The following is a 23714-nucleotide window of genomic DNA, read 5'->3' as shown; positions in this document are numbered from 1 at the left end:
AGTTCCTGAGACCTGGAACGCTCCCCCCAGGGCAATGCCCGGCTGTGGCTTGCGCAGAGCGGAGGCGGCATTCCTGCGGATCTCGCTGGCGGCATCCCTCTCCCCGGAGAAGTGTCCATGCGGGCCTGGAAGCCTGAGCACCTCAAGTAGAGGATTGACCACGGGGCCTCGGCCCGAGGACCGGTCCTCGCTGGGCTCATCCCTCCGGGAGGACGCGAAGTGTCCTCAGGGACGGTCCAACCTCTGCATCTGAGCCTCCTCTTCCATCACCTGAAACAGTCGAGCGAGGGTTTCCATCTTCTTGGCGCTGCTGGCCAGAGAAGTGGTGGCGCGCCGTCCATGGTGGGTTCCGGATGCTGGGTCGTCGGCGCTGGCTTGGAGCGTGATGGAGGTGCCCGTCTGGTGGCCGGTGAGGGACACCCGTACGGCCCAAGCGCCGTAACCGAACCGGCCGGGTCCGGAGCCCAGGAGCAGTACGTCCGGCTGAGGCTGGAGAGCGTCGAGCGGCATGCTGCCTTTGACAACAGATTCGACGTCTGCGCGGAGATGCCCAAGGTAATCGTATGAACGTCGAACCACGACTTGCAGGGGACAGATCGAGTCAAGCTGCAGTGTCTGTTCCTTCTTCGGTCCGGCTCCGGTGGGGTGCGGGTGCGTGGTGGGGGTCATGGGGTTGCTCCTGGGTTCGGTGCACCATGGGGCTGTGGTGTGCTTCCAGCCTTCGGGGCCGACTTTGAGTAACTCCTACGGGCGTCTCACGGTTTGATGACGTTCCGCACCGTCCGGCAGCGTCAGCCAGCCGCACCCCGAGGGCGCTTTGCATCCGCAGAGTGCTGCGGTGGTGACGGGCTGGCTCGATGTACTGCGAGGAGCGCGTTCTAGTATCTTCACAGACACGCAGGTTCGCAGCCCTTGAGTCGGTAGTGGGGGCCGTCAGACGTCGACGGGGTCGTGATGGTGTCCGGCAAGCTTGCCGACGCGGATCGGGCCTACCGCCGCGGCCGCCTCGAGGACCACACGAACCGCCCGCTGACCTGAAGGGACCACGCCATGCTCCGCGCCCTCTCCCATCCCGCGTACCTGCGCCTGTACTTGGCTCAGGTCGCGTCCCTGGCCGGGACCGGTCTGTTGACCGTTGCCCTGGGCCTGCTTGCCTATGATCTGGCCGGGGGCAGTGCGGGTCGGCTCTTGGGCACGATCTTCGCCGTGAAGATGGTGGCGTACGTCCTGGTGGCGCCCTTCGCTTCGGCCCTGACCCAGGGCCTGCCGCGCAAGGTGGTGATGGTCACGGCCGATGTCGTGCGCATTGCGGCCGTGATGGCTCTGCCGTTGATCACCGAGGTGTGGCAGATCTACGTGCTGGTGTTCGTGTTGCAGTCGGCCTCGGCGACGTTCACTCCGACCTTCCAGTCCGTGATCCCGCAGGTCTTGACGGACCGGGATGACTACACCGCCGGGTTGTCCCTGTCCCGGTTGGCCTACGACCTGGAGGCGGTCCTCTCCCCCGTCCTGGCCGGAGTGCTGCTGTTGGTGATGCCCAACGACGCGCTGTTCCTGTGGACCGCCGTAGGCTTCGCCGGCTCGGCCCTGCTGGTGCTCTCGGTCGCGGTGCCGAAACTGCCCGGGTCCACCGGGTCCACCGGGTCCGCCGGGTCGGGCGAGGGCGAGGCTCCGTTCCTGGTGCGCGTCCGGCGCGGGGCCACGCTCTTCGTCCGCATTCCGGCGCTGCGCCCGGTTCTGGCGCTGAACCTTGTGGTGGCCTCGGCCGGTGCCTTCGTTTTGGTGCAGACCGTGGTGATCGTCAAAGCGAACTTCGGGCTTGGCGATGACATGGTGGCCCTGTATCTGGCCTTCAACGGTGCTGGATCCATGGCCGCGGCCTTCCTGCTTCCCTGGATCCTGCGCCGCGCCTCCCACCGCCGGGTCATGCTGGCCGGTGCGGTGCTCCTGACGGTTGCGACGGCGTTCATCCCCCTGGCCCTGACGTCCCCGGGTCTGGGCGGACTGGTGGGGGTCGCTGCCCTGTGGGTGCTCATCGGGTGGGGGTGGGCCTCGGTGGAAACCCCGGTGGGTGGCATCATCCGCGACCAGGTGGCCGCCCCGGATCATCCGGCGGCCTTCGCCGCCCAGTTCTCCCTCTCCCATGCCTGCTGGCTGATCACTTACCCGTTGGCCGGCTGGCTGGGCGCGTCCGCGTTGCCGGCCGCCGCGGCCGTCCTGGCCGGTATCGCGGCCGCCGCCACAATCGGGGCGTTCCTGTTGTGGCCCCGCATCGGGAGTGTTGCGGGCCCGGACGCCCAGCTCGCCCGCTGAGCGCTGCGAAGCCCTCGGGGCCCGCCCCGGCATGCCGCCTCCAGCTGATGAACCTGCCGCGGTACGCCCTTGTGAAGTAAAGGGGGCGCCGTGGGTGGATCAGCCCTGGCCGGTATCCGATCGGAGCCGCGGTGAGGAATGGCCTCCTGCACCGTGGGGTGCGGCAGGGGGCCGGGGCACCACGAATGGCGCAACCCGGCAGCGGTGAGGGACCGTGGTTCTACGGTGGTCTCATCCTGAAGGCATAGCTGTGTAACTGCGCAGCTAACCATGCGGCCGGTAGGCTGGGGTCGTGCATGAGTTACCCGTTCACGCTTCCCCGGATGATCAGCATGCCCGGCTGGCGGCCGAGACGTTCCGGATGCTGGCCGATCCGACGCGGGTGAAGATCCTGTGGGCGTTGTTCCAGGGCGAGTGCAGTGTGAACGTGCTGGCCGAGCTCGTGGGCGCGGCCCCGACGGTGGTGAGTCAGCATCTGGCCAAGCTGCGCCTGGCCGGGTTGGTATCCAGCCGGCGGGAGGGCACATTCGCCTATTACTCGGCCACCGATGCGCACGTGCACCGGCTGCTGGCCGAGGCCCTGTCTCATGCCGAACACCTCACCGGCGCTGCCACCGGGGCGGATCCGCACAGCTATCGGGCCGTGAGCGCAGACCACCGGGTATCGGGGCAGCCCCGCTCCCCCGAGCCCGCGTCCTGAGTTACGGGCGGTTGGCCGGATCTGACCGAGCCCTGGGAGCCGCTGCCCTCAGGGGCGGGGCAGGCGCAGCGCGAAGCTTGCCCCGCGCCCTGGTCCGGGACTGTGGGCGTGCAGGGTGCCGCCGTGGGCCTGGGCCAGGGCCCGGCTGATGGCCAGACCCAGTCCCGAGCCCGGTCCGGCTTCCCGGCCGGTGCGGGCGCGGTAGAACCGGTTGAACACGTGGGGCAGGTTCTCGGCGGCGATGCCTTCCCCGGTGTCGGTCACGGTGATCGTCACCGCCTCGGGGGTGTAGTCGGTGTGGACGGTGATGGTGCCCCCTGCGGGGGTATGGCGCAGGGCGTTGGCCAGCAGGTTGGCCAGGACCTGGCCGATCCGTCCGCGGTCCATGGGCACCGGTCCGGGGGCCGGCCCGGAGGTGGTGGCGGCCAGGGTGATCTCCTGGGTGGTGGCTTGTTGTTGGATCGCGGCCAGGGCCTCGGCGATGACCGTGGCCGGGTGCTGGGCTGCCAGGTGCAGGCGAGTCAGTCCTTCCTCGGCCTGGGTGAGCTGGCGGATGTCCTCGGCCAGGCGCTCGAGCCGGCTGATCTGGGAGTACAGCACGGAGGTGGTGTCCTGGTCGAAGTCCACCACGCCGTCCTCGACGCCCTCGAGGTGGACCTTGATGCTGGCCAGTGGGGTGCGCATCTCGTGGGCGAGGTCGGCGAGCATCTGGCGCCGGGTGGTGTCCACGGCCTGCAGGCGGGCGGCCATGTCGGTGAACGCTGAGGCCAGGGCGTCGAACTCGGGCCCCAGCCGCGGCGGGGCCAAATGCACCTGGTAATCTCCGGCGGCCACTTGATGGGCCGCGGTGGAGAACCCGGTTAGGGACCGGCCGATCGTGCGGTACAGGTAGAGGCTGAGCACCACGGCGATGCCCAGGGCGGGCAGCCCGCCGATGAGCAGCCCGCTGAGGCCGGCCGTCCGGAAGGCTTCCTGCATATGAGCCTGGCCGACCATCGCGGCCTCGTGGGCGTGATGGTTGGCCACCAGCAGGTCGTGGAACATCTGCGGGCCCAGGCCCACCACCGCCCAGAGCACCAGCGCCAGTCCCACGACCAGCACTAAGGTCTGGGCCAGCATCAGCCGCATCGTCAACGGTTGCCAGGACCTCGCCACGGTGGGAAGGGTGATGCTCATCGGCCCTGTCCCATCCGGTAGCCGATTCCGCGGACCGTCTCGATGAATCGGGGCGCGGTGGCCCGGTCCCGGAGTTTCTTGCGCAGCCGAGCCACGTGCACGTCCACGACGTGCTCTTCCCCGATCCACTGGGTGTCCCAGATCAGCTGCACCAGTTGCCGGCGGCTCAGGACCTGCCCGGGGCGCTCCAGCAGGGCCAGCAGCAGGTCGAACTCGATCTTGGTGACCTCCACCGGTGCACCGTCCACGCAGACCCGGCGCCCGGGGCGGTCCACGACCAACGCCCCGACGCTCACCACAGAGTTCTCGGCGCCGTCTGGGAGTCCGGTAACCGCGGGGGTTGGGTCCAGGTGGTGCAGGCGGCGCAACCGGGCCTGCACCCGGGCGACCAGTTCCCGGGCGCTGAACGGCTTGGTCATGTAGTCATCGGCTCCCACCGACAGGCCGATGACCTTGTCCATCTCGTCATCGCGGGCGGTGAGCATCAGCACGTGGCAGGTCGAGAAGGTCCGTACCTGACGGCATACCTCCAACCCGTCCACCCCGGGCAGGCCCAGATCCAGTACCAGCACATCCGGGGCGAAGTCCCGCACCGTCTGCACCGCCGCGGCCCCGTCCTGGCACACCTCAACCTCCAGCCCGGCCCTGTCCAGGTACTTCTGAACCATCCGCAGGATTGTGGGCTCGTCCTCGACCACCAGGACCCGGCCGGCTCGACCAGCAGACATCAGCACTCCTTCACGCCCGGTACCGCCGCGGTCCCGACGGACTCCCCGCCCGGTCAACACGGCCTCTCTGCAGTCATTGTGACCGACCAGCACGCCACCCGCGTCGAGGTCTGCCCGGCGGTCACCCCTGTCCCTAGGCTGCCCGAGCGGTGGCCGCGCCCTGGGTCCTGGCCCGGATGGGCCGCGCGAGCGGCCCGGCGCGGACCGGCGGATGCCCCGAGCAGTCGCTCGCGCGCTTTCCCGCCCCGTCTCGAGAAAGGAGGAATGTCATCAAACCGTGAGAGTTCCGCAGGGGTCCTGCCATGTCAGCCGTCGAGGCTGGAAGGACTTCGGGTTACGGGCGTGCCCCGCCCGGCCGGGGGATGGCGCCGCACTGAAGACCACCCGGTCCGTGCCAACCGAGGCAACGGGGCACAGATGGTTCACAGCAGCGGCATAGCTCGGACCAACGAAGGGCTGCTGATCTGGGGATTAGCCCCCAGTACCACCCGCCACAAGAGAATCACCCACGGCCGCAAGGACAAGGATCGACGATGAGTGCACACGACGTCTCAGGAGGAGTGGTCGCGGATCCCCCCGCGACCACGAAGAAAAGGCCCCGGAAGCGGTTGGTCGGCATCGACGCCACCCGTGGCCTGGCCCTGATCGGGCTGATGGCCGTCCACGTCCTGCCCGAAACCGATGAGGTGACCCACGCGCCGACCCTGGTGTTCTCCGTCGTCAACGGGAACTCGGCGGCGCTGTTCGCGTTGCTGGCCGGGGTCGGGCTGGCCCTGTCCACCGGCGGATCCACTCCACACCGGGGCCGGCTGCTGCGGGCGGACCGGGCCGGGCTGGCCGTGCGGGCCGCGCTCATCGGGCTCATTGGCCTGGTGATCGCCTCCCTCATGCCGCACGAGGATCCCCCGGTCTACGGGATCCTGCTCTACTACGCGGTGTTCTTCCTGCTGGCCATCCCTTTCCTACACCTGCCCGCCAAGGCCCTGTTCGGGGCCGCGGCCGTCTTCGCGGTCCTCGGCCCGGTGCTGATGCAGAAACTGGGACCGGTGCTGCCGGAGTCCTCGGACTACAACCACACCCTGGTGACCGTGTTCACCGAACCGGCCGGCACCGCCGCCGAACTGATGCTCACCGGCGAGTTCCCGGCCCTGCCGTACCTTGTATACATCCTGGCCGGGCTGGGCCTGGGCCGGCTGGACCTGCACCGCACCCGCACCCAGGCGGTCATCACCCTCACCGGTGCGAGCCTGGCCATCGGCGCCAAGCTGCTCTCGGCCCTGTTGCTGAACGTGGCCGGCGGTTACCCGGCACTGCTGGCCACCGAGGGCATGACTCGGGAGACGCTCGATGAGGCCCTCACGCTCGGCACCGGCGAGCTGCCGGACACCTCCGGGTGGTGGCTGGCCATCGCCACCGGGCACAGCAATGCCCCGCTGGCCATCGCCTCCAGCCTGGGCATCGGCCTGCTGGTGCTGGGAGTGTTCCTGCTGCTGGGGGCCCGGGCCGGGCGGTGGCTGGCTCCGCTGGCGGCCATGGGCGCCATGACCTTGACCCTGTACACCGCCCACCTGCTCGCCCTGGCCCCCGAGGTCCACTACGACGACCCGGAACTGTGGTTCGCCCTGCACCTGGGCCTCGCCGCCATCCTCGCCTGGTTTTGGACCCGCCACCTGGGCAGGGGTCCCCTCGAGGCCGTCGTGGCCCGCGCCGTGAAGGCCACCCGGGCCGTGGTGAGCGACGCGGCCCCAGGGGCCTACCCGGGGGGCCCCATCCCCGCAGCACCCAGCACCGGCGCCCAGGACGCCCCACCGCGAACCGAGACGGGCCCGGCCAACCGCTAGGGACGTGGCTGCGCAGCACCATGAGCCGTGGGGACTTCCGTCCCCACGGTTCACCACTGACGCCGGACCCGGCAAGCACTAAAGGCGGCAGACACCACTGCCGCCCCGCGGGCAGGGCCCCGAGGTGGGAGGAAGCCCCGCGCCGGCCGGATTGGACGGGTCCGCAGTGGGAGACACAGCAGTGGACGGGGTCGGGGAGGTCTTCTCGACCCCAGACCAGTGTGTTTCGATGTTTTCCCGCAACGCGCCGACATCGAGGGAACACCCGGTGAGGAGAACCCCCAGGCAGGCCCCGACCAGCACGGCACGGAGGCGACCGTGGGCACGGTGCGTGCCGTCAGCTGCGCCCACGAGGGCTGAGGTGTCTCGTTCGACGGTGCCCCCACCGCCGGCGAGCAGCGCTTGGTGCTGATGCATGGTGGGTGTCATGAGGCTTCTCCCTGGCCTGGTGCAGCACGGGGCCGCGGTGTCCTTTCAGCCTCGGGATTCGACGTTGAGGAACCCCGACGGGCCGCTCACGACTTGATGACATTCCCCGGATGGACGGCCTCAGAGGGACAGCGCCGAAAGACCGCAGGCCACCATCGGACCCCACAGGGGGGCGGGGCCTGCTTGACCCCGACAACTCACAGGCGGACCCTTGTGTCATCGTCTGTGTCATCGTCCGCGCAGCTGCTGTTCCAGCTCTGAGGACGCACGCGCGAGAGAGCGCGCCGCATACAGCGTGATTGCTCTCTGCGCCCTCAGAGGACGGGAAACCGAGGTCATGCTCTTCAGACACACCGCAACGGGTCCCCGGCCAATCCGAGCGGTCGCAGGTTTGTTGACCCTCCCCCTGCTGCTCTCCGGTGCTGTCGGGTGCAGTCCGGTTTCCTTGCCTGGACAGGTTGGTCCAACGAACTCGCCCACCGCTGCTGAATCGTCTCAGGCACCCAACCCGGCCCGCACGGGCGATGCCACGGGCCCTTCAGGACCACAGGCATCGGCCCCGCTCTCCACCGTTCCAGGGGTTGGCGACGAGCCCACCGGCCGCACCGCGCTTGAATCCCCGTCTCCCCAGCCGGTGTCCCAGGGGGACGTGGTGATCACGAACGTGGTCGTGCGCCGCATCGACAGGGGCCACTGCGTCATGAGCGTGTACGTGGCCAACAAGCTCACTCGCAACGCTGAGTACATTTCGGCCGTAGCAGAGGTCAGCATCGACTCCGGCACTCCTCAGTCTCTACCGTTCCCGCCCGCAACGATCGTCCCTCAAGACCAGGCAGGCGGCCCGAAGGAGCTGAAGAATGGCCTCCCATCAGCGGAGGGCCGCCTCGTGGAGTACGACGTTTCCCTGAAGCAGGGCGAAACGGTGCTGGACTCGAAATCCGGTAGCGGCACCTGTCAGGAGCAATAACAGACACTCTTGGCCATCCGGTTTGCTGCCCCGGAACGTCCCTCGGCCCGGATACACCCGACCGAGTGCCCCCGCTCTTGTCGACTCATCACGGAACGAAACCCAGGGCGGTTCACGCCCGCACATATCGGGCACCCGCCCTCGACCCAAAGTGCCACCCAGGACGGACAGACCACCATTCTTCAAAGGCGAACGGCACACCTCGGAGCATCAGGGCGCGTATGCGTTCTCTTACACCCATAGAGGCAACGAAAGTGTGCCGCCAGAGTCGGTCCCACGCCGGCCCTTCGACACTTTCGTCAGGGCAGCTCTGATAGGTGGCTGGACAGCCGGTGGACGGGGTGCGGTGCCGGCCGGGTTAATGCTGGTCGCGCTTGGTGACGGCTTCGGCCTCGTCCCAGGCGAGGATTTCCGTCGCCGGGTACTCGGCGCGGCCGCGGACCGGAGGCTGGCCCACGGCCGAGTACCGTCCAGGTTCGAGCTCGGCCATCAGCCAGCCCCTGCCGTCCCCGGTGTAGCGGCTGCCGGCCACATCCAGGGCGAACACCAGCCGGGCGGTCGGCGGGTCCTGCCGGCGTGGGCGCACCAGGTAGGTGGCGACCCGGCCGCTGATCTGGTCGGTGATCGGGTTCAGGTGACGGTCCCACCAGTCACCGGCGTTCTTGCGGTGCGCGGTAAGGTCCTTGCTGGTGTGCACCGTGCCGTCATCGCAGACCTCCAGGTAGCGGCAAACATCCCCGCGGATGATCTGCTCGGCGGTAATCCGGGGCGCACCCTCGGGGTCGGTCTCGGGAAAGTCCATGACTGCCTCCTGGGGCTCATCCTGCCTCCTGGAGCTCATCCTGCCACCGAGGCCGGACACCCAGCGCTGAGCGCCCCTTCGACCTGCCCGGACCGCTTCGTGCCGCTCCGGGCAGTGGTGGTGGGCGCTCCTCTGCCGTCCGTAATCACGCAACCAACAGTTAGCTGTCAGCACGGCAAAGCTTGGGTGCCCCATCTCGGCGCTACCGTCTGGACAGCATCCTCGAACTAGTCAGCCCGCCGGTTGCGGCCGTGGCCCTGTCCACCGTTGCGGCCTGGGCGATTGGTGCGCTGACCGGCGCGGCCCCGCCCGGATGGCTGCTCCCCGGACGGTGTCGGTCGGTACGGGATGTCCGGTTCCGTCCACGGCTCGTCATCGAAGCCTTCCGGCATCGGAGGAGCGGCAAACACGGCCTCGGGGACAGTTGATTCAGGGGATGCCGGACTGGCCAGAGGGGTCGGTTCGGCGAACGGGTCTGTAAACAACGAGTCAGGGGGCACGGAGGCCTTTCGAGCGGGGTGGGATTCGGACCAGCCTACCGACGGACGCCCAGATAGTACCGCCGACGGCGAGTCCAGTTTCCTTGCAGGCCGTGGGGCCGCGTGATCGTCTCGAGCACCGGTCAGGGCCCCGTCCAGGCCCGCGCTGGCACGCGAGTGGCTTTGTGAGACAGATGGCGGCTCTTCTCCAAGCACCCGGCCCTAGGGCGTGTTGCTAAACACCTCTGGGTGGTTGGCGGGTGAGCCTTGGAGGATGTCGCGCGATGTGATCTCGGATCAGGTATGGGCTGTGATTGGCCCGTTGTTCCCGCCCGCGAGGGCTACGGGCCGGCCCCCGGTGGACCGGCGCAGTGTCGTGGAAGCCGTGGCGTGGCGATATCGCACCGGGGCGCCGTGGCGGGATTTGCCGTCGCGGTTCGGGAACTGGAACACGGTCTATAGGAACTTCCGCCGGTGGGCGACAGCCGGGGTGTAGGCGCGGGTACTGGAGAAGGTCCAGTCGTTGGCGTACCAGCGAGGAGGCCTGGACTGGGTGGCCTCGATCGACTCCACGGTGGTGCGCGTGCACCAGCACGGGGCGACCTTGCCCAGGAACACAGGGGGCTGGATCGAACTACAAGAAGTTCGGGCCGGAGACACCTGACCACGCCATCGGCCGCTCCCGCGGCGGGTTGACCACGAAGACGCATCTGGTCTGTGACGGACGCGGCCGGGCGCTGGCGTTCATCCTCACCCCGGGGCAAGCGGCCGACACGAGTATGCTTGCCCCCACGCTGGGGCAGATCCGTGTGCCCGGCACGGCTGGCAGGCCGCGGACCCGTCCGGACCGGGTGCTCGCGGACAAGGGTTACCCGTCGAAAGCGAATCGGGCCTGGTTGCGTGCGCACGGCATCGCCGCGACGATTCCCGAACGCGACGATCAGATCGCGCACCGCCGGAACAAGCCGGGCCGACCGATCGACTTCGGGGAGCAGCAACGGGCTCGTTATCGCGGCCGCAATGTCGTGGAGCGGTGCTTCAACCGCCTCAAGCAGTGGCGCGGGATCGCGCTGCGATCAGACAAGACCGCCGGCAGCTACCACGCCGGGCTCTGCCTGGCCGCCACCCTCCACTGGCTCACCACCGGTCATCGCAGCACGGTTCAGACGTAACGGCAGACCTGGTCGGGCCCGCAGGTATCGGGGTGGAGGGTGGTGGCCTCGTCGCGGAGCGAGGTGAGGGTATCGCGCAGGGCGGTCAGGCTGCGCAGCTGGTTCTCGATGTCCACCAGGCGTTGGTCGAGCAGGGCGCGGACGTGTTCGCAGGGTGCCTGTCCGTCGTCGCGGATCTCGAGCACCTGCTGGATCTGGGCCAGCGTGAGTCCGGCGGCCTGGCCGCGGCGGATGAAGTCCAGCCGGTCGAGCACGGTCGGGTCGTAGTCCCGGTAACCGGCCAGAGTCCGTTCCGGTGCTGGCAGCAGGCCCTGCTCTTCGTAGAATCGCAGCGTCTTGGTGCTGGTGCCCGCGACGGAGGCAAGTTCACCGATCCTCATGGCCACCCTCCTCCTGGGGTCCCCGGCGGGATGAACTTGACCTTCCCCTGCACTGGAAGGTCCATTCTGGCCTTATCCGAGCATTTCGCCAAGTGATGGGGGTATCCCAGATGGGCCAGAAGGTAGACCTTGCGGTGATCGGTTCCGGGGGTGCGGCGTTCTCAGCCGCGATCCGGGCCCGGAACCTGGGCAAGTCGGTGGTGATGATCGAACGGAGCACGGTCGGGGGCACCTGCGTGAATATCGGCTGCGTGCCGTCCAAGGCGCTGATCGCGGCCGCCGAGGCCCGGCACGTCGCCGCCGAGGCCTCCGGTCGGTTTCCCGGCATCGCCACCATGGCCGGCCCGGTGGACATGTCGGGCCTGATCGGCGGCAAGCAGTCCCTGGTGGAGGGCCTGCGGTCGGCGAAGTACGTCGATCTCGCCGAGTCCTACAACTGGCCGATCCGGCACGGCGTGGCCTCCTTCACCGGCACCCCCGAGGCCCCGGTGTTGCGGCTTACCGGCCCGGACGGGACCCCGGAGATGCTCGAGGCCGCCCACTACCTGCTCGCCACCGGCGCGCACCCCTGGGTCCCGGACCTGGCGGGACTGGAGCAGGTGGACTACCTGACCTCGACCACCGCGATGGAGCTCACCGAGGTTCCCGAGTCTCTGTTGGTGTTGGGGGGTGGGTACGTCGCCCTGGAGCTGGCCCAACTCTTCGCTCGGCTCGGCTCGACGGTGACCATGCTGGTCCGCTCTCGGCTGGCCTCCGCCGAGGAGCCCGAGGTCAACCAAGTGCTGGAATCGGTCTTCGCCGACGAGGGCATCACGGTGGTGCGCCAAGCCCAACTCACCACGATCACCCAGGACGAGGCGACCGGCGAGGTGACCGCCACCGCAACCGTCGCGGGCCGGACCAGCCAGTTCCGTGCCCAACGGGTGCTGGTGGCGCTGGGCCGACGTCCGGTCACCGACGCCCTGGAGCTGGAAACGGTCCAGGTCCAGACCGGTACGAGCGGGCAGATCGTCGTCGACGACTCACTGGCCACCGCCAACCCACGCATCTGGGCCGCCGGGGACGTCACCGGGCACCCGGAGTTCGTCTACGTCGCAGCCCATCACGGCGCGATGGTTGTCGACAATGCCTTCACCGGCGCGGCACGAACGGTGGATTACAGCCACCTGCCCCGGGTGACGTTCACCAGCCCCGCCATCGGCGCGGTCGGGATGACCGAGAAGCAGGCCCTGGCGGCCGGTTACCGCTGCAACTGCCGCGTGCTACCGCTGGACTACGTGCCCCGCGCCCTGGTCAACCGAGACACCCGCGGATTCATCAAGGTCGTCATCGACGACGACACCGGTCGCATCCTCGGCATCACCGCCGTCGCCAAGGACGCCGGCGAACTCGCCGCCGCCGGCGTCTTCCTCCTCGAGGGACAGCAGACTTACCAAGACGTCGCCACGATGTGGGCGCCCTACCTGACCATGACCGAAGGCATCAAGCTCGCCTGCCAGTCCTTCACCACCGACCCCTCCCAGCTGTCCTGCTGCGCCTGATCCGGACCCGTGCTGCTCGCAGCACCCTTTAGCAACACGGCCTAGTGGTACTTGGTTAGGTCTTTTAATCCGTGGTGGGTCCTGTTAATCTCGCCGCATGCGGCAGGGCGAGATCGAGACGGTGCGGGGCGAGCTGGAGTCGTTCGTGCAGGACGTGTTCGCCTCGCTGACCCGGAAGGACCAGCGGGCCAAGGGCGGACTGTACCTGCAGGGGCTGATGTTGGAGGGCCGGCGGAAGTCGATGCAGCCGATGGGAGAGCGGCTCGGGGTCGACTACCAGCAGTTGCAGCAGTTCGTGTCCTCCTCCCCGTGGCCGGTCGAGCCGGTCCGGCGCCGGCTCGCGGCCCGGGCGGTCACGCTGGTTCAGCCCCAGGCGTGGGTGATCGATGACACGGGCTTCCCCAAGGACGGGCCGGCCTCCCCGGGAGTGGCCCGGCAGTACTCCGGGTCGCTGGGCAAGGTCGCCAACTGCCAGATCGGGGTGTCCGTGCACGCGGTCACCGATGCGGCCTCCTGTCCGCTGGACTGGCGCCTGTTCATCCCGGAATCCTGGGACGATGTCTGCGCCGAGACCAACGAGGCCGCCGAGCAGGCCGCTGCCCGCCGAGCGCGGGCGCAGATCCCGGATGCGGTGCGGCACCGACCCAAATGGGAGCTGGCGTTGGAGATGCTCGACGAGCTCGCCTCCTGGGGGCTGGTCCCGCCGCTGGTCTGCGCGGACGCCGGCTACGGCGAGAACGGCGCGTTCCGCACCTCGCTGACCGACCGGGGCATCGGCTACGTGGTGCAGGTGAAGTCCTCCACCAGCGTGCACGACGCCGACGCCGCCTTCGAGTTCCCCGCCTACTCCGGCCGGGGCCGGCCGCCGGTACGGGCGAGCTACCGCCCCGCCCCGGTCCAGGCCAAGGAGCTCGTGACCGGACTGGGCCCGGAGGCATTCCAGGAGGTGTCCTGGCGGCAAGGCTCCCGCGGGATGATGACCGGCCGGTTCACCGCCGTCCGTGTCCGCCCGGCCAACCGCAACCTGCCCCGGGCCCCCGACGGGTCCCTGCCGGCGTGTTGGCTGCTGGCCGAATGGCCCGCCGGTGCTGACGAGCCCACCGACTACTGGCTGTCCACCCTCCCCGAGACCACACCGATCGCCGAGCTGGTGCGGCTAGGCAAGATCCGCTGGCGCATCGAGCACGACTACCGCGAACTCAAGCACGGCCTGGGCCTGGACCACTTCGAGGGCCGCACCTGGGCCGGCTGGCACCACCACACCACCCTCGTGACCGCCGCGCACCTGTTCATCACCCTCCAGAGACTGGCCGCGGACCCAAAAGCGCCCGGGGCAACCTGAGCTTCTACACGGTGCTCCGCGAACTCCAGACCGCGGTGATCCGCCTGCTCAGCCACTGCCCCTACTGCCAACGCGCCGGACCAACCTAACCAAGTACTACTAGGAGGGGCCGGGTTCTTCTTCACGCCGGGGTGTCCAACACGGCGAGCACCGACCTCCAGCCAATACTCAGGCTCGATCACTACCGTCAACGCCACCTCGTCAGAGGTGCGAGTGATGATGGCAGAAGGCCCCAGTCGAAGGGACGGCTGGGGCCTTCGCCCTGTTCATCAGTAATCTGACTGGCCGCCCCACGGCCCGGGGCGGCCCGGACACGTGCAGCCGGCGGGGCTTAGAGGGCATGGCGGTAGGCCTCGATGACGTCGCGGTGGATCCGGCCTCGCGCGGAGACCTCGTAGCCGTTCTCCTGGGCCCAGGCGCGGATCCGCGCCGCTTCTTGCGCGGGCTTCGGGGGCGCTACGGGGCGCCCATGACGGGCGAAGGGTTTGAGGTCGGCCCGTAGTTGTTTGGCGTGGTCCTTGGTCAGGTCGAGTTCGTAGTGCCGGCCGTCCAGGCCGAACTGGACGGTTTCCGCGGCCGGCTCGCCGGTGAGGTCATCGGTCAGGATCGTTTGAATCTTCTGCGCCATCGTTCTCCCTGCAACCGTGCTCTCACGGCCTCTCACTCTCAACAGTTGACGGTTTCTTACTGTGGCAGAGCATCAGCCTCAAGCACGGTCTGACACGGGGTTTCTCAACCGACACTCACGTGCAGGAGCCCACGGGTCAAAGGTCAGCAGTGGACGGCGGATGGGGGAAGTCGACTGCAGAAACCACCCAGGTTCCGCCGAGCAGAGTTTCGTTCGATAAGACGCGTGAACAGGGGTTGCTTGCCGGCGAACCGGGCTCTAGGAGGAACACCGGCGAACCCGCGGCCTTACCCCTGAGGGTCCAGTAGCCACCGTAGGCACTACCTTGTCACCTTGTCCGGGAGCCTTCCCGTTGACTCGGTCCGACTACCCCACGTTCACAAGGCTCTACCAGGCGCATGGGTATCCCCACGGGCACCGGCTGAGGCATTAGCTCAGCTGCGGGGAGCCCATGAAGGTGAAGCCGACTTTCACCGCGGTGTCGCCTTGATGAGTCGAAACGGTGGCCACGGTCGGATTGCCCCGGGTGGAGGTCAGCCCAATATGGTGCTCGCCTGGGGCCACCGGAACGCTCACTCGGCCCATCGGTCTTAGTTTTCCGTAGGGACGGCCGTCCACGAAGACCTCTACCCCAATGGCCCTTGAGAACAGGCCGGGACGAACAAAGGTGAGGGTGCCGGACGGAGCACGGAGTCCGCATCGCGGGCAGGTTGCCGCAGAGGTGGAGATCTTCGACCTGCACCCTCGGCAGTGCACGAGCGCCATATGAATCATTCCCCCTGAGGTGCAATAAGCTCTTTGTCCCCACGTCGGCGGCACTTCTTGCCCCCCGCATGGCGAGGGGTGCACGCATGTCCTCGCCCGCTCTCACGGGGCCGATAATGTGTTCTCCGGCTGGCCGACAATGTGGACAATGTACGTCCCGGCGAAAGCGCTGTGCGAGAGCTATCGACTCAAACAGGTAGCGATCGAGTACATCCCGGAGGGAACCTGGTCACCGCCAGGGACTATCGCAATAGCGGATCCCGTTACGGGGGCCGGTCAGAGGGTGTAGTCCGGGGTGGTCCGGACGGTGAGGTCGGGGTGTTCGTAGAATCGGTAGCCCTGGCCACGGACGGTGCGCACGGTGTGGGCGAACCGGTTCAGTTTGGTCCGCAGCCGGCGGATGTGCACGTCCACCATCCGGGCGTCTGGCACCTGTTCGTGGGGTTCCCACAGGCAGTGGAGCAGTTCTGGGCGATCGATGGCGCGGCCACGGTGGTCCATGAGGTGGTGCAGGATCGCGAACTCCTTGTCGGTCAGATTCACCGGCTCCCCATCCAGTCGCAGCTCGCGCCGAGCCCAGTCGATGACGATTCCGGGACGGTCGGTGGCCGCTGGGTCGGGTCCTGATTCGGGATCGGCGTTCGGGGCGGTAGTGGGATCTGCGAGTATCTGGTGGACGACCTCCAGGTCCGTCCCGGGGGCCCCGACCGGGGCCATCGCCACCGCTCCGGTGGTCTCGGCACCGGGGACCACCAACTGAACATAGTGACGGAGTTCGGCCGCCAGTCGCTTCAGCGAGGTCCCGGCCGCGGCTGCCGCCATCTCGTCCATGCCCACGTACACCACGAAGCCGCGTGCCTGAGTCCGCGCCGGTGGCGGTTGGGGACCCGGAGGGTCGTGGGCGGCGACCCGCCTGGCGCCGCGGGCCAAGCGGTGGGCGTATCCCTGGGCAGTGGTGGTCATGTCGAAGGCTCCTTAGGCTGCTGTGTCGCACGGGGGCCGATTTGTCGGGGCGAACCGGGTCGCCCCCCACTGAGGAGGGCTTGTACGGAAGCCGACGCAGCCCTGCTCCGCGGCGCGACCACCGCGCGGTCAGGCCCGAGAGGACGGGGCCGGGTCGTCAAACCCCACCTGTTCAGGCTCGGAAATGCCGCCCCTATCATGCAAGTAATGTGCCCTCGCGTCTCATTGGGTGAGACCGGAGGTTCACAATATGATCAGCCTCGCGCTGCCGACGTCCCCGTGGGGGGGCGGGGCGGGCTACGGTGGGGATGTGAAACGGGACACAGCCTCCGAGAAATCCTCCGTGTGGTCCATCCTCACCATCGAGGGTCCAGGCGCCACCATGATGGTGCGTCACCTGCGCGGCGAGGGCCAACGGTGGGCGCTGTTGCTGCACGACGCCGGGTCCGACCGGCGCAGCTTTCGCCACCAGGTGTCGGCGTTCGCCCCGGGGACGGATCTGTTGGTCCCTGACCTGCGTGGTCATGGCGAGTCGATCTTGCATGAGCATGCCATCGCCACCCTGGAGGGCGTTCTGGCAGACCTGGAGGCGCTGCTCCGCGCGGTGGGCGCCGAACAGATGGTCGTCGTCGGGCACGGGGTGGGCGCCCAGATCGCCCAGGAACTGGCCCACCGCCATCCTGGTCTGGTGCAGCGGTTGGTGCTGATCAGCGGCCAGGACCACCACCGGACCCCGGATCCGGCCGGCCGACTCCGCCTCAGGGTCCAGCACGCCCTGGCCCACTGTCTGCCATGGTCCTGGGTCGTCCGATCCCGGGCCCGAGCGTCCACGACGAACCCCGCCCTACGCCAAGAACTGACCTCCACGTCACTGGCCGCCGGGCAGGAAGTGGTCCTGGACCTCGAACGCACCACGACGCAGCACCGCCACCCGGTCGCGCATTACCGGATGCCCGTGCTGGTCCTTGACGGCCAACACCCAGACTCCGCCCGCCGTGAGGCGATCCCCGGCTGCATCGCCGCCCGCAGTTCCAGAGGCTCCACCGTGGCCATCGACGACGCCGGGACCCTATGCCACCTGGAACAACCAGAGGCAACCAACGCGACCATCCGAACCTTCCTGGCACGGTAAGTCCACCCCACCGAGTCGCCCCCAATCCCACGTGGCCAGACGCCAGGATCCCCACCATCGATGCACCAGCCCCACTACAGATGGAGGACAGACGCCTGGAGGGCTCTACGTTCATGACCACACTCTGACAACGGCGACCGGACACCAACCCCCACCGGGCACACCCGCAGCCGACGTGGATTAACGGCGGCACGCCACTAGGGGCATCCCGTTTAACCCGTCCGGTCCGTCCCGCGACGGTGCGCCATACGCAACACCTTCGGTCAGGCCTCCCGGCGTCAAAGTCCGCGGGCAAATCCTGACTTCCGTGCCGCCGACTTCTGATCAGCAGCGACCGTCCCAGTTCCTTAGAAGTGGGACACTCCCCCACGGCAGTGACCGAAGACGACGACCCGCCATGAATTTCGTCCCACAAACTAGGTCCAAAACGGAATACCGTTTTGATCGTACAGATCTGACTTCCGAGACAGTGTGCCCCTGGAGATTGGGGGGCGGTCCGTCAGTCCGGAGGAGGTAGGAAGTCGCTGTTGCCGGGCGTGAAGGCCACGGGAAGAAGACGGACACAGAGACCGCCCCCTTGAGTCAGGCCAGAATCACGAGGAGCGGGTGGCGGTCTCGGTGGAGCCGGGCTGGCCTACTCTGCCCGGACGAATTCTTCGGCGTCCTGCACCTGCTGGTCTGTGGGGCGGATACCCGTGTACAGCACGAATTGCTCAAGCGCCTGGATGGTGGCCACCTCCGCACCCGTGATGACCTTCTTGCCCGCCACCCTGCCGGCTTTGATCAGCGGCGTTTCCGGCGGCAAGGCCACCACGTCGAACACCACCTCGGCGGCTTCAACGGTCGCGGCCGGAAAGGACAGAGAGTCCGCTTCGGCACCGCCTGCCATGCCGATGGGCGTGACGTTGATGATCATGTCGGCGGTGGCACCGCCCAGTTCGGCCCGCCACCTGAAGCCGTAGAGCTCAGCGAGGGCACGCCCTGTGGCCTCGTTCCGGGCAATGATGGTGAGGTCGCGGAAGCCCGCGTCGCGCAGCGCAGCGGCAGTGGCCTTGGCCATGCCGCCGGCTCCCTGCAGTAGCACCGAGGAGTCGGTGGGCACGTCGTTGCGTTCCAGCAGCTGCTCAATCGCCGTGTAGTCGGTGTTGTAGGCAGTGAGGTGGCCGGCGTCGTTGACGATGGTGTTCACCGAATCGATCGCCTTCGCGGAAGGATCCATCTCGTCGATCAGGGCGATGACGTCTTCCTTGTACGGCATGGAGATGGCGCAGCCACGGATGCCCAGTCCGCGGACACCGGCGATGGCCTGCTCCAGGTTGGTGGGGGCGAAGGCCTTGTAGATCCAGTTCAGCCCGAGCTGTTCGTAGAGGTAGTTGTGGAAGCGGGTCCCATTGTTGCTCGGGCGGGCCGAAAGCGAGATGCACATGGTCATGTCTTTGTTCAGAATCGGCACCCCTCCATTAAACGGCCAGGCCCGCAATGAGCCCGCTACTGCCCCTCGTCTCATCAAACATTCCTTTGATGAGATGCCTAACGCACCATCAGGGCACTTTGAGTAAGCACCTAGAAACCCCGGCGTTTGCAAGGGGTTGGCCACTGCAACCAGACCGCCATTTTGTCTCAATCGCCTGTCTCATTCGCTCCAGTCTCAACTACGAAAAAGTCGTCGAGTTGTTGAGAAAGGGTGAGAGTGGCCAGCCTGGGGTTATGCGCTGTCGATGTCAAAGGTCGACTGCACGGAGTGCAGAAGCCGACTATCCGGATCGATCGGTCACCGCCTCAACAAACGCTCTTCGATGAGGATCACGACAAGCCACCCGCTAGGGCGGCATCCCGCTTGCGTGGGCGCTCCGTAGCAGCGGCCGAGTACTCGTGGAAGACGCCGCGGTACCGGGCCGCAGGGTGGTCTTGCGGCAGACGGTCACCTCGACCGGAGAGCTTATGGCGGAGCGAACCCGGCGCGTATTCGGACTGGGCGAGCCCACGGCGGCGCAGTTCGGGCAACAGCCCTTGGATGATGTCGGTGTAGGTGCCGGGGAGGGTGGAGTTGACGATGTTGATCCCGTCGATGCCGGCGTCCTGCCAACGCTCGAGGGCGTCAGCGATCTGCTCGGGGGTACCCGCCAGCCGGTTGTTGATGGCGCGGTAACGGATGAAATCCTCCAGGGTGGGATTCTGGGTGCCCGCGGCACGCCGGGTAGCCTCCAGATGTCCCTGCGCCCCCTGGGTGGTCAGGTCTTCCATCCTGGTGTCCAGGGGCAGCCCACCGAAGTCCGCCCCCATGCCACCGCCGATGTGAGCCAGCATCGAGTCGAGGTCCATTGTGGAATCCAGGTCCTGGGATTTCCGCCTCACCTCGTCCTCGGTGGAGCCGACGATGATGTGGAAACCCTGCAGGAACTTCACGTCCTCCCGGCTGCGGCCCTGAGCTTCGGCCAGGTCCCTGACGCCCCGGGTGTATTCGAGCGCGTGGGCCGGATCGGTCAACGCCGTGAAGGCGGCCTCGGCGTGGGTGGCAGAGAACTGCTGACCCCGCGGTGAGCCGCCGGCCTGGAAGAGCAGCGGTGTGCGCTGCGGTGACGGGCTGGACAGGTGTGGCCCCTCCACGGAATAGCGCTGGCCCTGGTGGTGGATCTTGGCGACTCCTTTCGGGTCGGAGAAGATGCTGCGCTCCTTGTCCTGTTTGAGTGCGTCGTCCTGCCAGGAGCCTTCCCACAGCTTGTAGACGACTTCCATGTACTCGTCCGCCCACGCATAGCGGTCATCGTGGGCCTCCAGCCCGGCCCCGCCGAAGTTGCGGTGGGCGTTCTCCAGCACGGACGTCACGATGTTCCAGCCCACGCGCCCACCGGACAGGTGATCCAACGTGGACATCTGGCGGGCGAACTGGAACGGATGGGACTGGATGACCGAACTCGTGGCCGCCAGCCCGATGTTCTCCGTGGTCGCGGCGAGGGCTGAGAGCAGCACGATCGGGTCATTGGAGGGAATCTGCAGCCCGTGCCGCAGGTGCTCGGCCCATCCGCCGTTGTGGTCCCCGTACAGGCCCACCACGTCGGCGAAGAACATCGCATCGAACTTCGCCTCCTCGAGCTCCCGCGCGAGGTCCTGCCACAACTGCAGGTCGTTGAAGCGGTGCTGTTGAGCCTCGGGACGCCGCCACTGGCCGCCCTGGATGTGGCTGCCGGTGTTCATCAGGAAGGCGTTGATGATCAACCGCGGTCGCTGGCCCCCGCCAGGGCGTTGTGTTCCGGTCCGGGAAGTCATGCTGGTCCTCCGTGATAGGGGATCGAATGGGCGGCCAAGGGCAGGGCCTCCTACTCCGCGGTGTAGTCGGCCCAGATCTGTGCGGAGTTGTCCACGGTGATCTTGTCGGTGAACTCGACCACCCCGCCCTGATAGTCCTCGTACCACTGCTCGACCTCGTCGGACTGGTAGGCCTCCTGCAGCACTCGTGCGGCTTCGGTATCCCGGAACTCCGGTTTGGCGGTCAGCACCACGGAGAACGGCAGTTCGACGTCCGGATCGCTCTCCAGGATCAGTTGCGTCTCGTCGACGTCGTAGCCGGCCTCGGCGATCAGACGGATGAATCCGAACCCGGCGTCGACGTCGGGCAGGGTCTGCGCCAGCGACTGCTGGTCCACCTCGATGAACGTCAGGTTCTTCGGATTCGCGACGATGTCCTGCTGAGAAATCTCGGTCACGGACTTCTCCGGATCCAGCTTGATCAGCCCGGTTTCCTCAAGCAGCTTCAACGCCCGGCCGTTGTTGGACGTGTCGACCGGGATGGAGATCTGCGCGCCGTCCGGGAGGTCCTCGAACGAGCCGTGCTTCGTGGAGAAGAACCCGCTGCGCCCGTAGTAGATGGAGAAGATCGGCTCCAGCGCGGTGTCGTTGTCCGTATTGAATTGGTCGAGATAGGCGATGTGCTGGAAGAAGTTGACGTCGTACTCCCCCTGCTGGACCGTCTGATTCGGCTGGATGATGTCCGTGACGTAGGTGGTTTCCAGGGTCCAGCCGTCCTGGGCCAGCTGCTCCTTCACCAGTTCGGTCGGTTCCTGATACGGCGCCGACTCGGTGACGATCATGGAAATGGTGCGGTCCTCATCCACGTTCCCGGCGTTCTGGGCCAGACCGCAGGAGGTCAGGGCGAGGCCGGCAACCGCAGCCAGGGCCGGGATGCGCACGGCGTCGATCCGACGGCGTCGGGCGGTAGTGGAGTGCTGGTGCGAAGACATGGGAGTCCTTTCGGGGGTACGGATGACAGGTCGTGACGCAGCACAGGATCGGGAGGATCCCTGCGCGAGAAGTGAGCGAAGTCGCCGCCTCAGTCCATTCGGCGCCGTCGTCGGCTGGTACGTCGGGCGGGTCGGGTGGGATGCGGGGCTGTCAGGTGATGCGCTTGTCCGTGAGGCGGACCAGGCGGTTGCCGGTGAACTGCACGACCGAGACGAGCAGGAGCATGATGGCGACCGCCACGAGCATGACCTCGGTTTCATAGCGGTAGTAGCCGTAGCGGATGGCGAAGTCACCGATACCGCCGCCGCCGACGAGGCCGACCATGGCGGAGTAGGAGATGAAGCTGACGGCCGTGATCGTGATCGATCCGATCAGCGCCGGCCGGGCATCGACCAGCAGGACGTTGCGGATGATCTGACCACGCGTGGCGCCCATGGCCCGGGCAGCCTCGACCGCCCCATTGCCCAACTGGGTCATGTTCTGCTCGACGAATCGGGCAAAGTACGGGATGGCATTGACCGTGAGTGGAACGATCGCCGCCGCCGTCCCGACCGTGGTGCCCACGATGAATCGGGTGGCGGGGATGATGGCGATGAGCAGGATGAGGAACGGGAACGAGCGGACCATGTTGACGAGTCCGGACACCACGCGGTGTGCCCTCGGGGACGGGGAGATGCCGTCCGGGGCGTGGGTGAAGAGCCAGATGCCCAGTGGCGTCCCCAGCAGTACTGCCAGGGGTATCGCCACGATGATCATGAGGAAGGTCTGGCCCAGTGCGAAGCTCAGCTCCGGAAGAAGGTCGATGACGCGATCCATTTCAGTGCCCCGCTTTCGTGCCGATGAGCTCCAACGCCGTCCGGTCCGCGGGTCCGCCCGCCGGTCCCGGGCCGGTCAGCAGTGAGTCATCACCGCCCCGGGCCGCTCCGCGGTCCACGGTGATGCCATCGGAAACGAGGTACCGCCCGATCGAGGTCTTCGGTTCGAAGGCCCCCGACCGCAGGCCGGCGGAGGTGAACTGTTCCACGATGCGCCCCTCCTCCATCACGGAGATGTCATCGGCCAGGGCCTTGACCACCTCCATCTCGTGGGTGACGAGCACGACGGTGATCCCCAGCTGGCGGTTAATATCGGCCAGATACTGCAGCACGGTGGCCGTGGTGAACGGGTCCAGTGCGGAGGTCGGCTCGTCGCAGAGCAGGACCTTCGGACGGGTGGCCAGCGCCCGGGCAATGGCCACCCGTTGCTTCTGCCCGCCGGAGAGCTGGGCCGGATAGGCCTCGGCCTTTGCCGTCAGGTCCACCAGTTCCAGGGCCTCCATGGCCCGCTGGCGCCGAGCCCGGGCATCGGCCACCCCTGCGAACTTCAGGCTCAACTCAACGTTGGCCACCGCAGTGTGGTTGTTGACCAGGTTGAACCCCTGGAAAATCATCCCGATGTGGTGTCGCCTCCGGCGCAACTCCTCCGTGGACAGGGACGTGAGCTCCTCGCCCTCCACCCACACCTCACCGGACGAGGGACGCTCCAGCAGGTTGATGTTGCGGAGCAGGGTGGACTTGCCGGCACCTGAGAAACCGATGATCCCGTGGATGGATCCACTGGGAATGTCCAAAGACACGTCATCCACCGCGGTCAAGATCCTGCCCTTACCGGAAACGCCCGCAGCAGGCACGGCTCGGGGACGACCCCGGCGAAGAAGCGACCGACTGCCCGGTCGCGGACCCGATCGGTCTCGCACCGCCGTGAACGTCGTCGTGACATGCCGCAGAGAAATCATGTGAAACCTCCATCGTTCCTGGCGGTAGCACCCGCTTCCGCAGGACGGTGGGTTGCTGCGGCGTCATCGAGCCAGATCTCTCGGCCGCTCTGGATGGGAACAGACCTAGGTAACCAGCGACCTGCGCCACAGACCATTCGTCAAGTCACGCGGTGACACCTGGACGCGTCCGGGGCGACGGAACCCGGAATCGGCCCCAAAACCCCTCCAAGATGACGCTCCGTTGAGCCCGGGGTGCATTTCCCTGTTCCGCGGCTCACCACGCGGCGCCTCGTTACTTTTCGCCTAACCCGGTCCTGAGTCAAGATGCGGGTGTGTTGGCCGGATAACCCCGACAAGATAC

The 23714-nt window shown here is 67.3% G+C and carries 21 protein-coding genes and 1 riboswitch; of the genes, 9 read left to right on the top strand and 12 right to left on the bottom strand.

Annotation, left to right across the window (positions count from 1 at the left end; all coding sequences use genetic code 11):
- Positions 1-225 precede the first annotated feature (225 nt).
- A complete protein-coding gene (locus GGQ69_RS01400; protein WP_183523640.1) occupies positions 226-669 on the bottom strand; it encodes a hypothetical protein in 444 nt (147 codons plus the stop codon).
- Between the two features lie 381 nt (positions 670-1050).
- Here GGQ69_RS01400 and GGQ69_RS01395 point away from each other — a divergent pair, with 381 nt between their 5' ends.
- Together GGQ69_RS01395 and GGQ69_RS01390 are read left to right on the top strand one after the other, a co-directional pair.
- On the top strand, positions 1051-2313 hold the full coding sequence (locus GGQ69_RS01395) for an MFS transporter (RefSeq protein ID WP_183523638.1): 1263 nt from the start codon (positions 1051-1053) through the stop codon (positions 2311-2313).
- Between the two features lie 292 nt (positions 2314-2605).
- On the top strand, positions 2606-3013 hold the full coding sequence (locus tag GGQ69_RS01390) for a metalloregulator ArsR/SmtB family transcription factor (protein ID WP_183523636.1): 408 nt from the start codon (positions 2606-2608) through the stop codon (positions 3011-3013).
- Positions 3014-3061: 48 nt separating this feature from the next.
- On the opposite strand, the gene GGQ69_RS01385 is transcribed toward GGQ69_RS01390, so the two are convergent.
- Positions 3062-4189, bottom strand: a complete 1128-nt coding sequence (locus GGQ69_RS01385; RefSeq protein WP_255459379.1) for a cell wall metabolism sensor histidine kinase WalK — start codon at positions 4187-4189, stop codon at positions 3062-3064.
- A complete protein-coding gene (locus GGQ69_RS01380) occupies positions 4186-4917 on the bottom strand; it encodes a response regulator transcription factor (RefSeq protein ID WP_183523634.1) in 732 nt (243 codons plus the stop codon). Before GGQ69_RS01380 ends, GGQ69_RS01385 begins: the two co-directional genes overlap by 4 nt.
- 533 nt (positions 4918-5450) lie before the next feature.
- Here GGQ69_RS01380 and GGQ69_RS01375 point away from each other — a divergent pair.
- Both GGQ69_RS01375 and GGQ69_RS01370 read left to right on the top strand, forming a co-directional pair.
- The gene (locus GGQ69_RS01375; protein ID WP_183523632.1) at positions 5451-6758 is read left to right on the top strand and encodes a heparan-alpha-glucosaminide N-acetyltransferase domain-containing protein; all 1308 of its coding nucleotides are present in this window, start codon (positions 5451-5453) and stop codon (positions 6756-6758) included.
- A 1081-nt stretch (positions 6759-7839) separates the two neighbouring features.
- The gene (locus tag GGQ69_RS01370; RefSeq protein ID WP_183523630.1) at positions 7840-8154 is read left to right on the top strand and encodes a hypothetical protein; all 315 of its coding nucleotides are present in this window, start codon (positions 7840-7842) and stop codon (positions 8152-8154) included.
- Between the two features lie 358 nt (positions 8155-8512).
- Here the strand turns inward: GGQ69_RS01370 and GGQ69_RS01365 are convergent, their stop codons facing one another.
- A complete protein-coding gene (locus GGQ69_RS01365; protein ID WP_183523628.1) occupies positions 8513-8956 on the bottom strand; it encodes a hypothetical protein in 444 nt (147 codons plus the stop codon).
- A gap of 753 nt (positions 8957-9709) precedes the next feature.
- Between GGQ69_RS01365 and GGQ69_RS16325 the strand changes: the two genes are divergently transcribed.
- Both GGQ69_RS16325 and GGQ69_RS01360 read left to right on the top strand, forming a co-directional pair.
- Positions 9710-9931: a transposase gene (locus GGQ69_RS16325; RefSeq protein WP_370577046.1), complete on the top strand. Its 222-nt coding sequence runs from the start codon at positions 9710-9712 to the stop codon at positions 9929-9931.
- Positions 9834-10607, top strand: coding sequence for an IS5 family transposase (locus tag GGQ69_RS01360; RefSeq protein ID WP_370577158.1), 774 nt, complete (start codon positions 9834-9836; stop codon positions 10605-10607). Before GGQ69_RS16325 ends, GGQ69_RS01360 begins: the two co-directional genes overlap by 98 nt.
- Here the strand turns inward: GGQ69_RS01360 and GGQ69_RS01355 are convergent.
- Complete coding sequence (locus GGQ69_RS01355; RefSeq protein WP_183523626.1) at positions 10598-10987, bottom strand: heavy metal-responsive transcriptional regulator; 390 nt, start codon at positions 10985-10987, stop codon at positions 10598-10600. The genes GGQ69_RS01360 and GGQ69_RS01355 overlap by 10 nt on opposite strands.
- A gap of 110 nt (positions 10988-11097) precedes the next feature.
- Between GGQ69_RS01355 and merA the strand changes: the two genes are divergently transcribed.
- Together merA and GGQ69_RS01345 are read left to right on the top strand one after the other, a co-directional pair.
- Entirely contained in the window at positions 11098-12528 is a 1431-nt protein-coding gene (gene merA, locus GGQ69_RS01350) for a mercury(II) reductase (RefSeq protein WP_183523624.1), read from the top strand.
- A 97-nt stretch (positions 12529-12625) separates the two neighbouring features.
- Positions 12626-13870: an IS701 family transposase gene (locus tag GGQ69_RS01345; protein WP_183523622.1), complete on the top strand. Its 1245-nt coding sequence runs from the start codon at positions 12626-12628 to the stop codon at positions 13868-13870.
- 331 nt (positions 13871-14201) lie between these two features.
- On the opposite strand, the gene GGQ69_RS01340 is transcribed toward GGQ69_RS01345, so the two are convergent.
- The gene (locus GGQ69_RS01340; RefSeq protein ID WP_183523620.1) at positions 14202-14498 is read right to left on the bottom strand and encodes an Lsr2 family protein; all 297 of its coding nucleotides are present in this window, start codon (positions 14496-14498) and stop codon (positions 14202-14204) included.
- 1041 nt (positions 14499-15539) lie between these two features.
- Positions 15540-16226 (bottom strand): winged helix-turn-helix domain-containing protein, encoded by a 687-nt coding sequence (locus GGQ69_RS01335; RefSeq protein WP_183523618.1) that lies wholly within the window; start codon positions 16224-16226, stop codon positions 15540-15542.
- 427 nt (positions 16227-16653) lie between these two features.
- Between GGQ69_RS01335 and GGQ69_RS01330 the strand changes: the two genes are divergently transcribed.
- On the top strand, positions 16654-17358 hold the full coding sequence (locus tag GGQ69_RS01330) for an alpha/beta fold hydrolase (RefSeq protein WP_183523616.1): 705 nt from the start codon (positions 16654-16656) through the stop codon (positions 17356-17358).
- A gap of 634 nt (positions 17359-17992) precedes the next feature.
- Here GGQ69_RS01330 and GGQ69_RS01325 read toward each other — a convergent pair.
- The 5 genes from GGQ69_RS01325 to GGQ69_RS01305 all read right to left on the bottom strand — a co-directional run bounded on the left by GGQ69_RS01325 (position 17993) and on the right by GGQ69_RS01305 (position 23371).
- Positions 17993-18811, bottom strand: a complete 819-nt coding sequence (locus tag GGQ69_RS01325) for a shikimate 5-dehydrogenase (protein WP_370577043.1) — start codon at positions 18809-18811, stop codon at positions 17993-17995.
- A gap of 350 nt (positions 18812-19161) precedes the next feature.
- Complete coding sequence (locus GGQ69_RS01320) at positions 19162-20625, bottom strand: LLM class flavin-dependent oxidoreductase (RefSeq protein ID WP_183523614.1); 1464 nt, start codon at positions 20623-20625, stop codon at positions 19162-19164.
- A 50-nt stretch (positions 20626-20675) separates the two neighbouring features.
- Positions 20676-21596, bottom strand: a complete 921-nt coding sequence (locus GGQ69_RS01315; RefSeq protein ID WP_183523612.1) for a MetQ/NlpA family ABC transporter substrate-binding protein — start codon at positions 21594-21596, stop codon at positions 20676-20678.
- Positions 21597-21747: 151 nt separating this feature from the next.
- Positions 21748-22413 (bottom strand): methionine ABC transporter permease, encoded by a 666-nt coding sequence (locus GGQ69_RS01310; RefSeq protein ID WP_183523610.1) that lies wholly within the window; start codon positions 22411-22413, stop codon positions 21748-21750.
- Position 22414: 1 nt separating this feature from the next.
- A complete protein-coding gene (locus GGQ69_RS01305; protein ID WP_183523608.1) occupies positions 22415-23371 on the bottom strand; it encodes an ATP-binding cassette domain-containing protein in 957 nt (318 codons plus the stop codon).
- 6 nt (positions 23372-23377) lie between these two features.
- A riboswitch (SAM riboswitch) is annotated at positions 23378-23471 on the bottom strand.
- Positions 23472-23714 lie beyond the last annotated feature (243 nt).

It is taken from the genome of Micrococcus sp. TA1 (genome assembly GCF_014199555.1).
In the GTDB taxonomy this organism is placed as follows: Bacteria; Actinomycetota; Actinomycetes; order Actinomycetales; family Micrococcaceae; genus Citricoccus.
Note: the sequence above shows the minus strand (reverse complement) of the source record. Positions and strands in the feature narration are given on the sequence as shown.

Excerpts from the sequence above, each read along its gene's own strand:
- GGQ69_RS01400 (WP_183523640.1), bottom strand. The coding sequence starts at position 669 with ATGACCCCCACCACGCACCCGCACCCCACCGGAGCCGGACCGAAGAAG.
- GGQ69_RS01395 (WP_183523638.1), top strand. The coding sequence starts at position 1,051 with ATGCTCCGCGCCCTCTCCCATCCCGCGTACCTGCGCCTGTACTTGGCT.
- GGQ69_RS01385 (WP_255459379.1), bottom strand. The coding sequence starts at position 4,189 with ATGAGCATCACCCTTCCCACCGTGGCGAGGTCCTGGCAACCGTTGACG.
- GGQ69_RS01380 (WP_183523634.1), bottom strand. The coding sequence starts at position 4,917 with ATGTCTGCTGGTCGAGCCGGCCGGGTCCTGGTGGTCGAGGACGAGCCC.
- GGQ69_RS01375 (WP_183523632.1), top strand. The coding sequence starts at position 5,451 with ATGAGTGCACACGACGTCTCAGGAGGAGTGGTCGCGGATCCCCCCGCG.
- GGQ69_RS01365 (WP_183523628.1), bottom strand. The coding sequence starts at position 8,956 with ATGGACTTTCCCGAGACCGACCCCGAGGGTGCGCCCCGGATTACCGCC.
- GGQ69_RS16325 (WP_370577046.1), top strand. The coding sequence starts at position 9,710 with ATGTCGCGCGATGTGATCTCGGATCAGGTATGGGCTGTGATTGGCCCG.
- GGQ69_RS01355 (WP_183523626.1), bottom strand. The coding sequence starts at position 10,987 with ATGAGGATCGGTGAACTTGCCTCCGTCGCGGGCACCAGCACCAAGACG.
- merA (WP_183523624.1), top strand. The coding sequence starts at position 11,098 with ATGGGCCAGAAGGTAGACCTTGCGGTGATCGGTTCCGGGGGTGCGGCG.
- GGQ69_RS01345 (WP_183523622.1), top strand. The coding sequence starts at position 12,626 with ATGCGGCAGGGCGAGATCGAGACGGTGCGGGGCGAGCTGGAGTCGTTC.
- GGQ69_RS01340 (WP_183523620.1), bottom strand. The coding sequence starts at position 14,498 with ATGGCGCAGAAGATTCAAACGATCCTGACCGATGACCTCACCGGCGAG.
- GGQ69_RS01335 (WP_183523618.1), bottom strand. The coding sequence starts at position 16,226 with ATGACCACCACTGCCCAGGGATACGCCCACCGCTTGGCCCGCGGCGCC.
- GGQ69_RS01320 (WP_183523614.1), bottom strand. The coding sequence starts at position 20,625 with ATGACTTCCCGGACCGGAACACAACGCCCTGGCGGGGGCCAGCGACCG.
- GGQ69_RS01315 (WP_183523612.1), bottom strand. The coding sequence starts at position 21,596 with ATGTCTTCGCACCAGCACTCCACTACCGCCCGACGCCGTCGGATCGAC.
- GGQ69_RS01310 (WP_183523610.1), bottom strand. The coding sequence starts at position 22,413 with ATGGATCGCGTCATCGACCTTCTTCCGGAGCTGAGCTTCGCACTGGGC.
- GGQ69_RS01305 (WP_183523608.1), bottom strand. The coding sequence starts at position 23,371 with ATGATTTCTCTGCGGCATGTCACGACGACGTTCACGGCGGTGCGAGAC.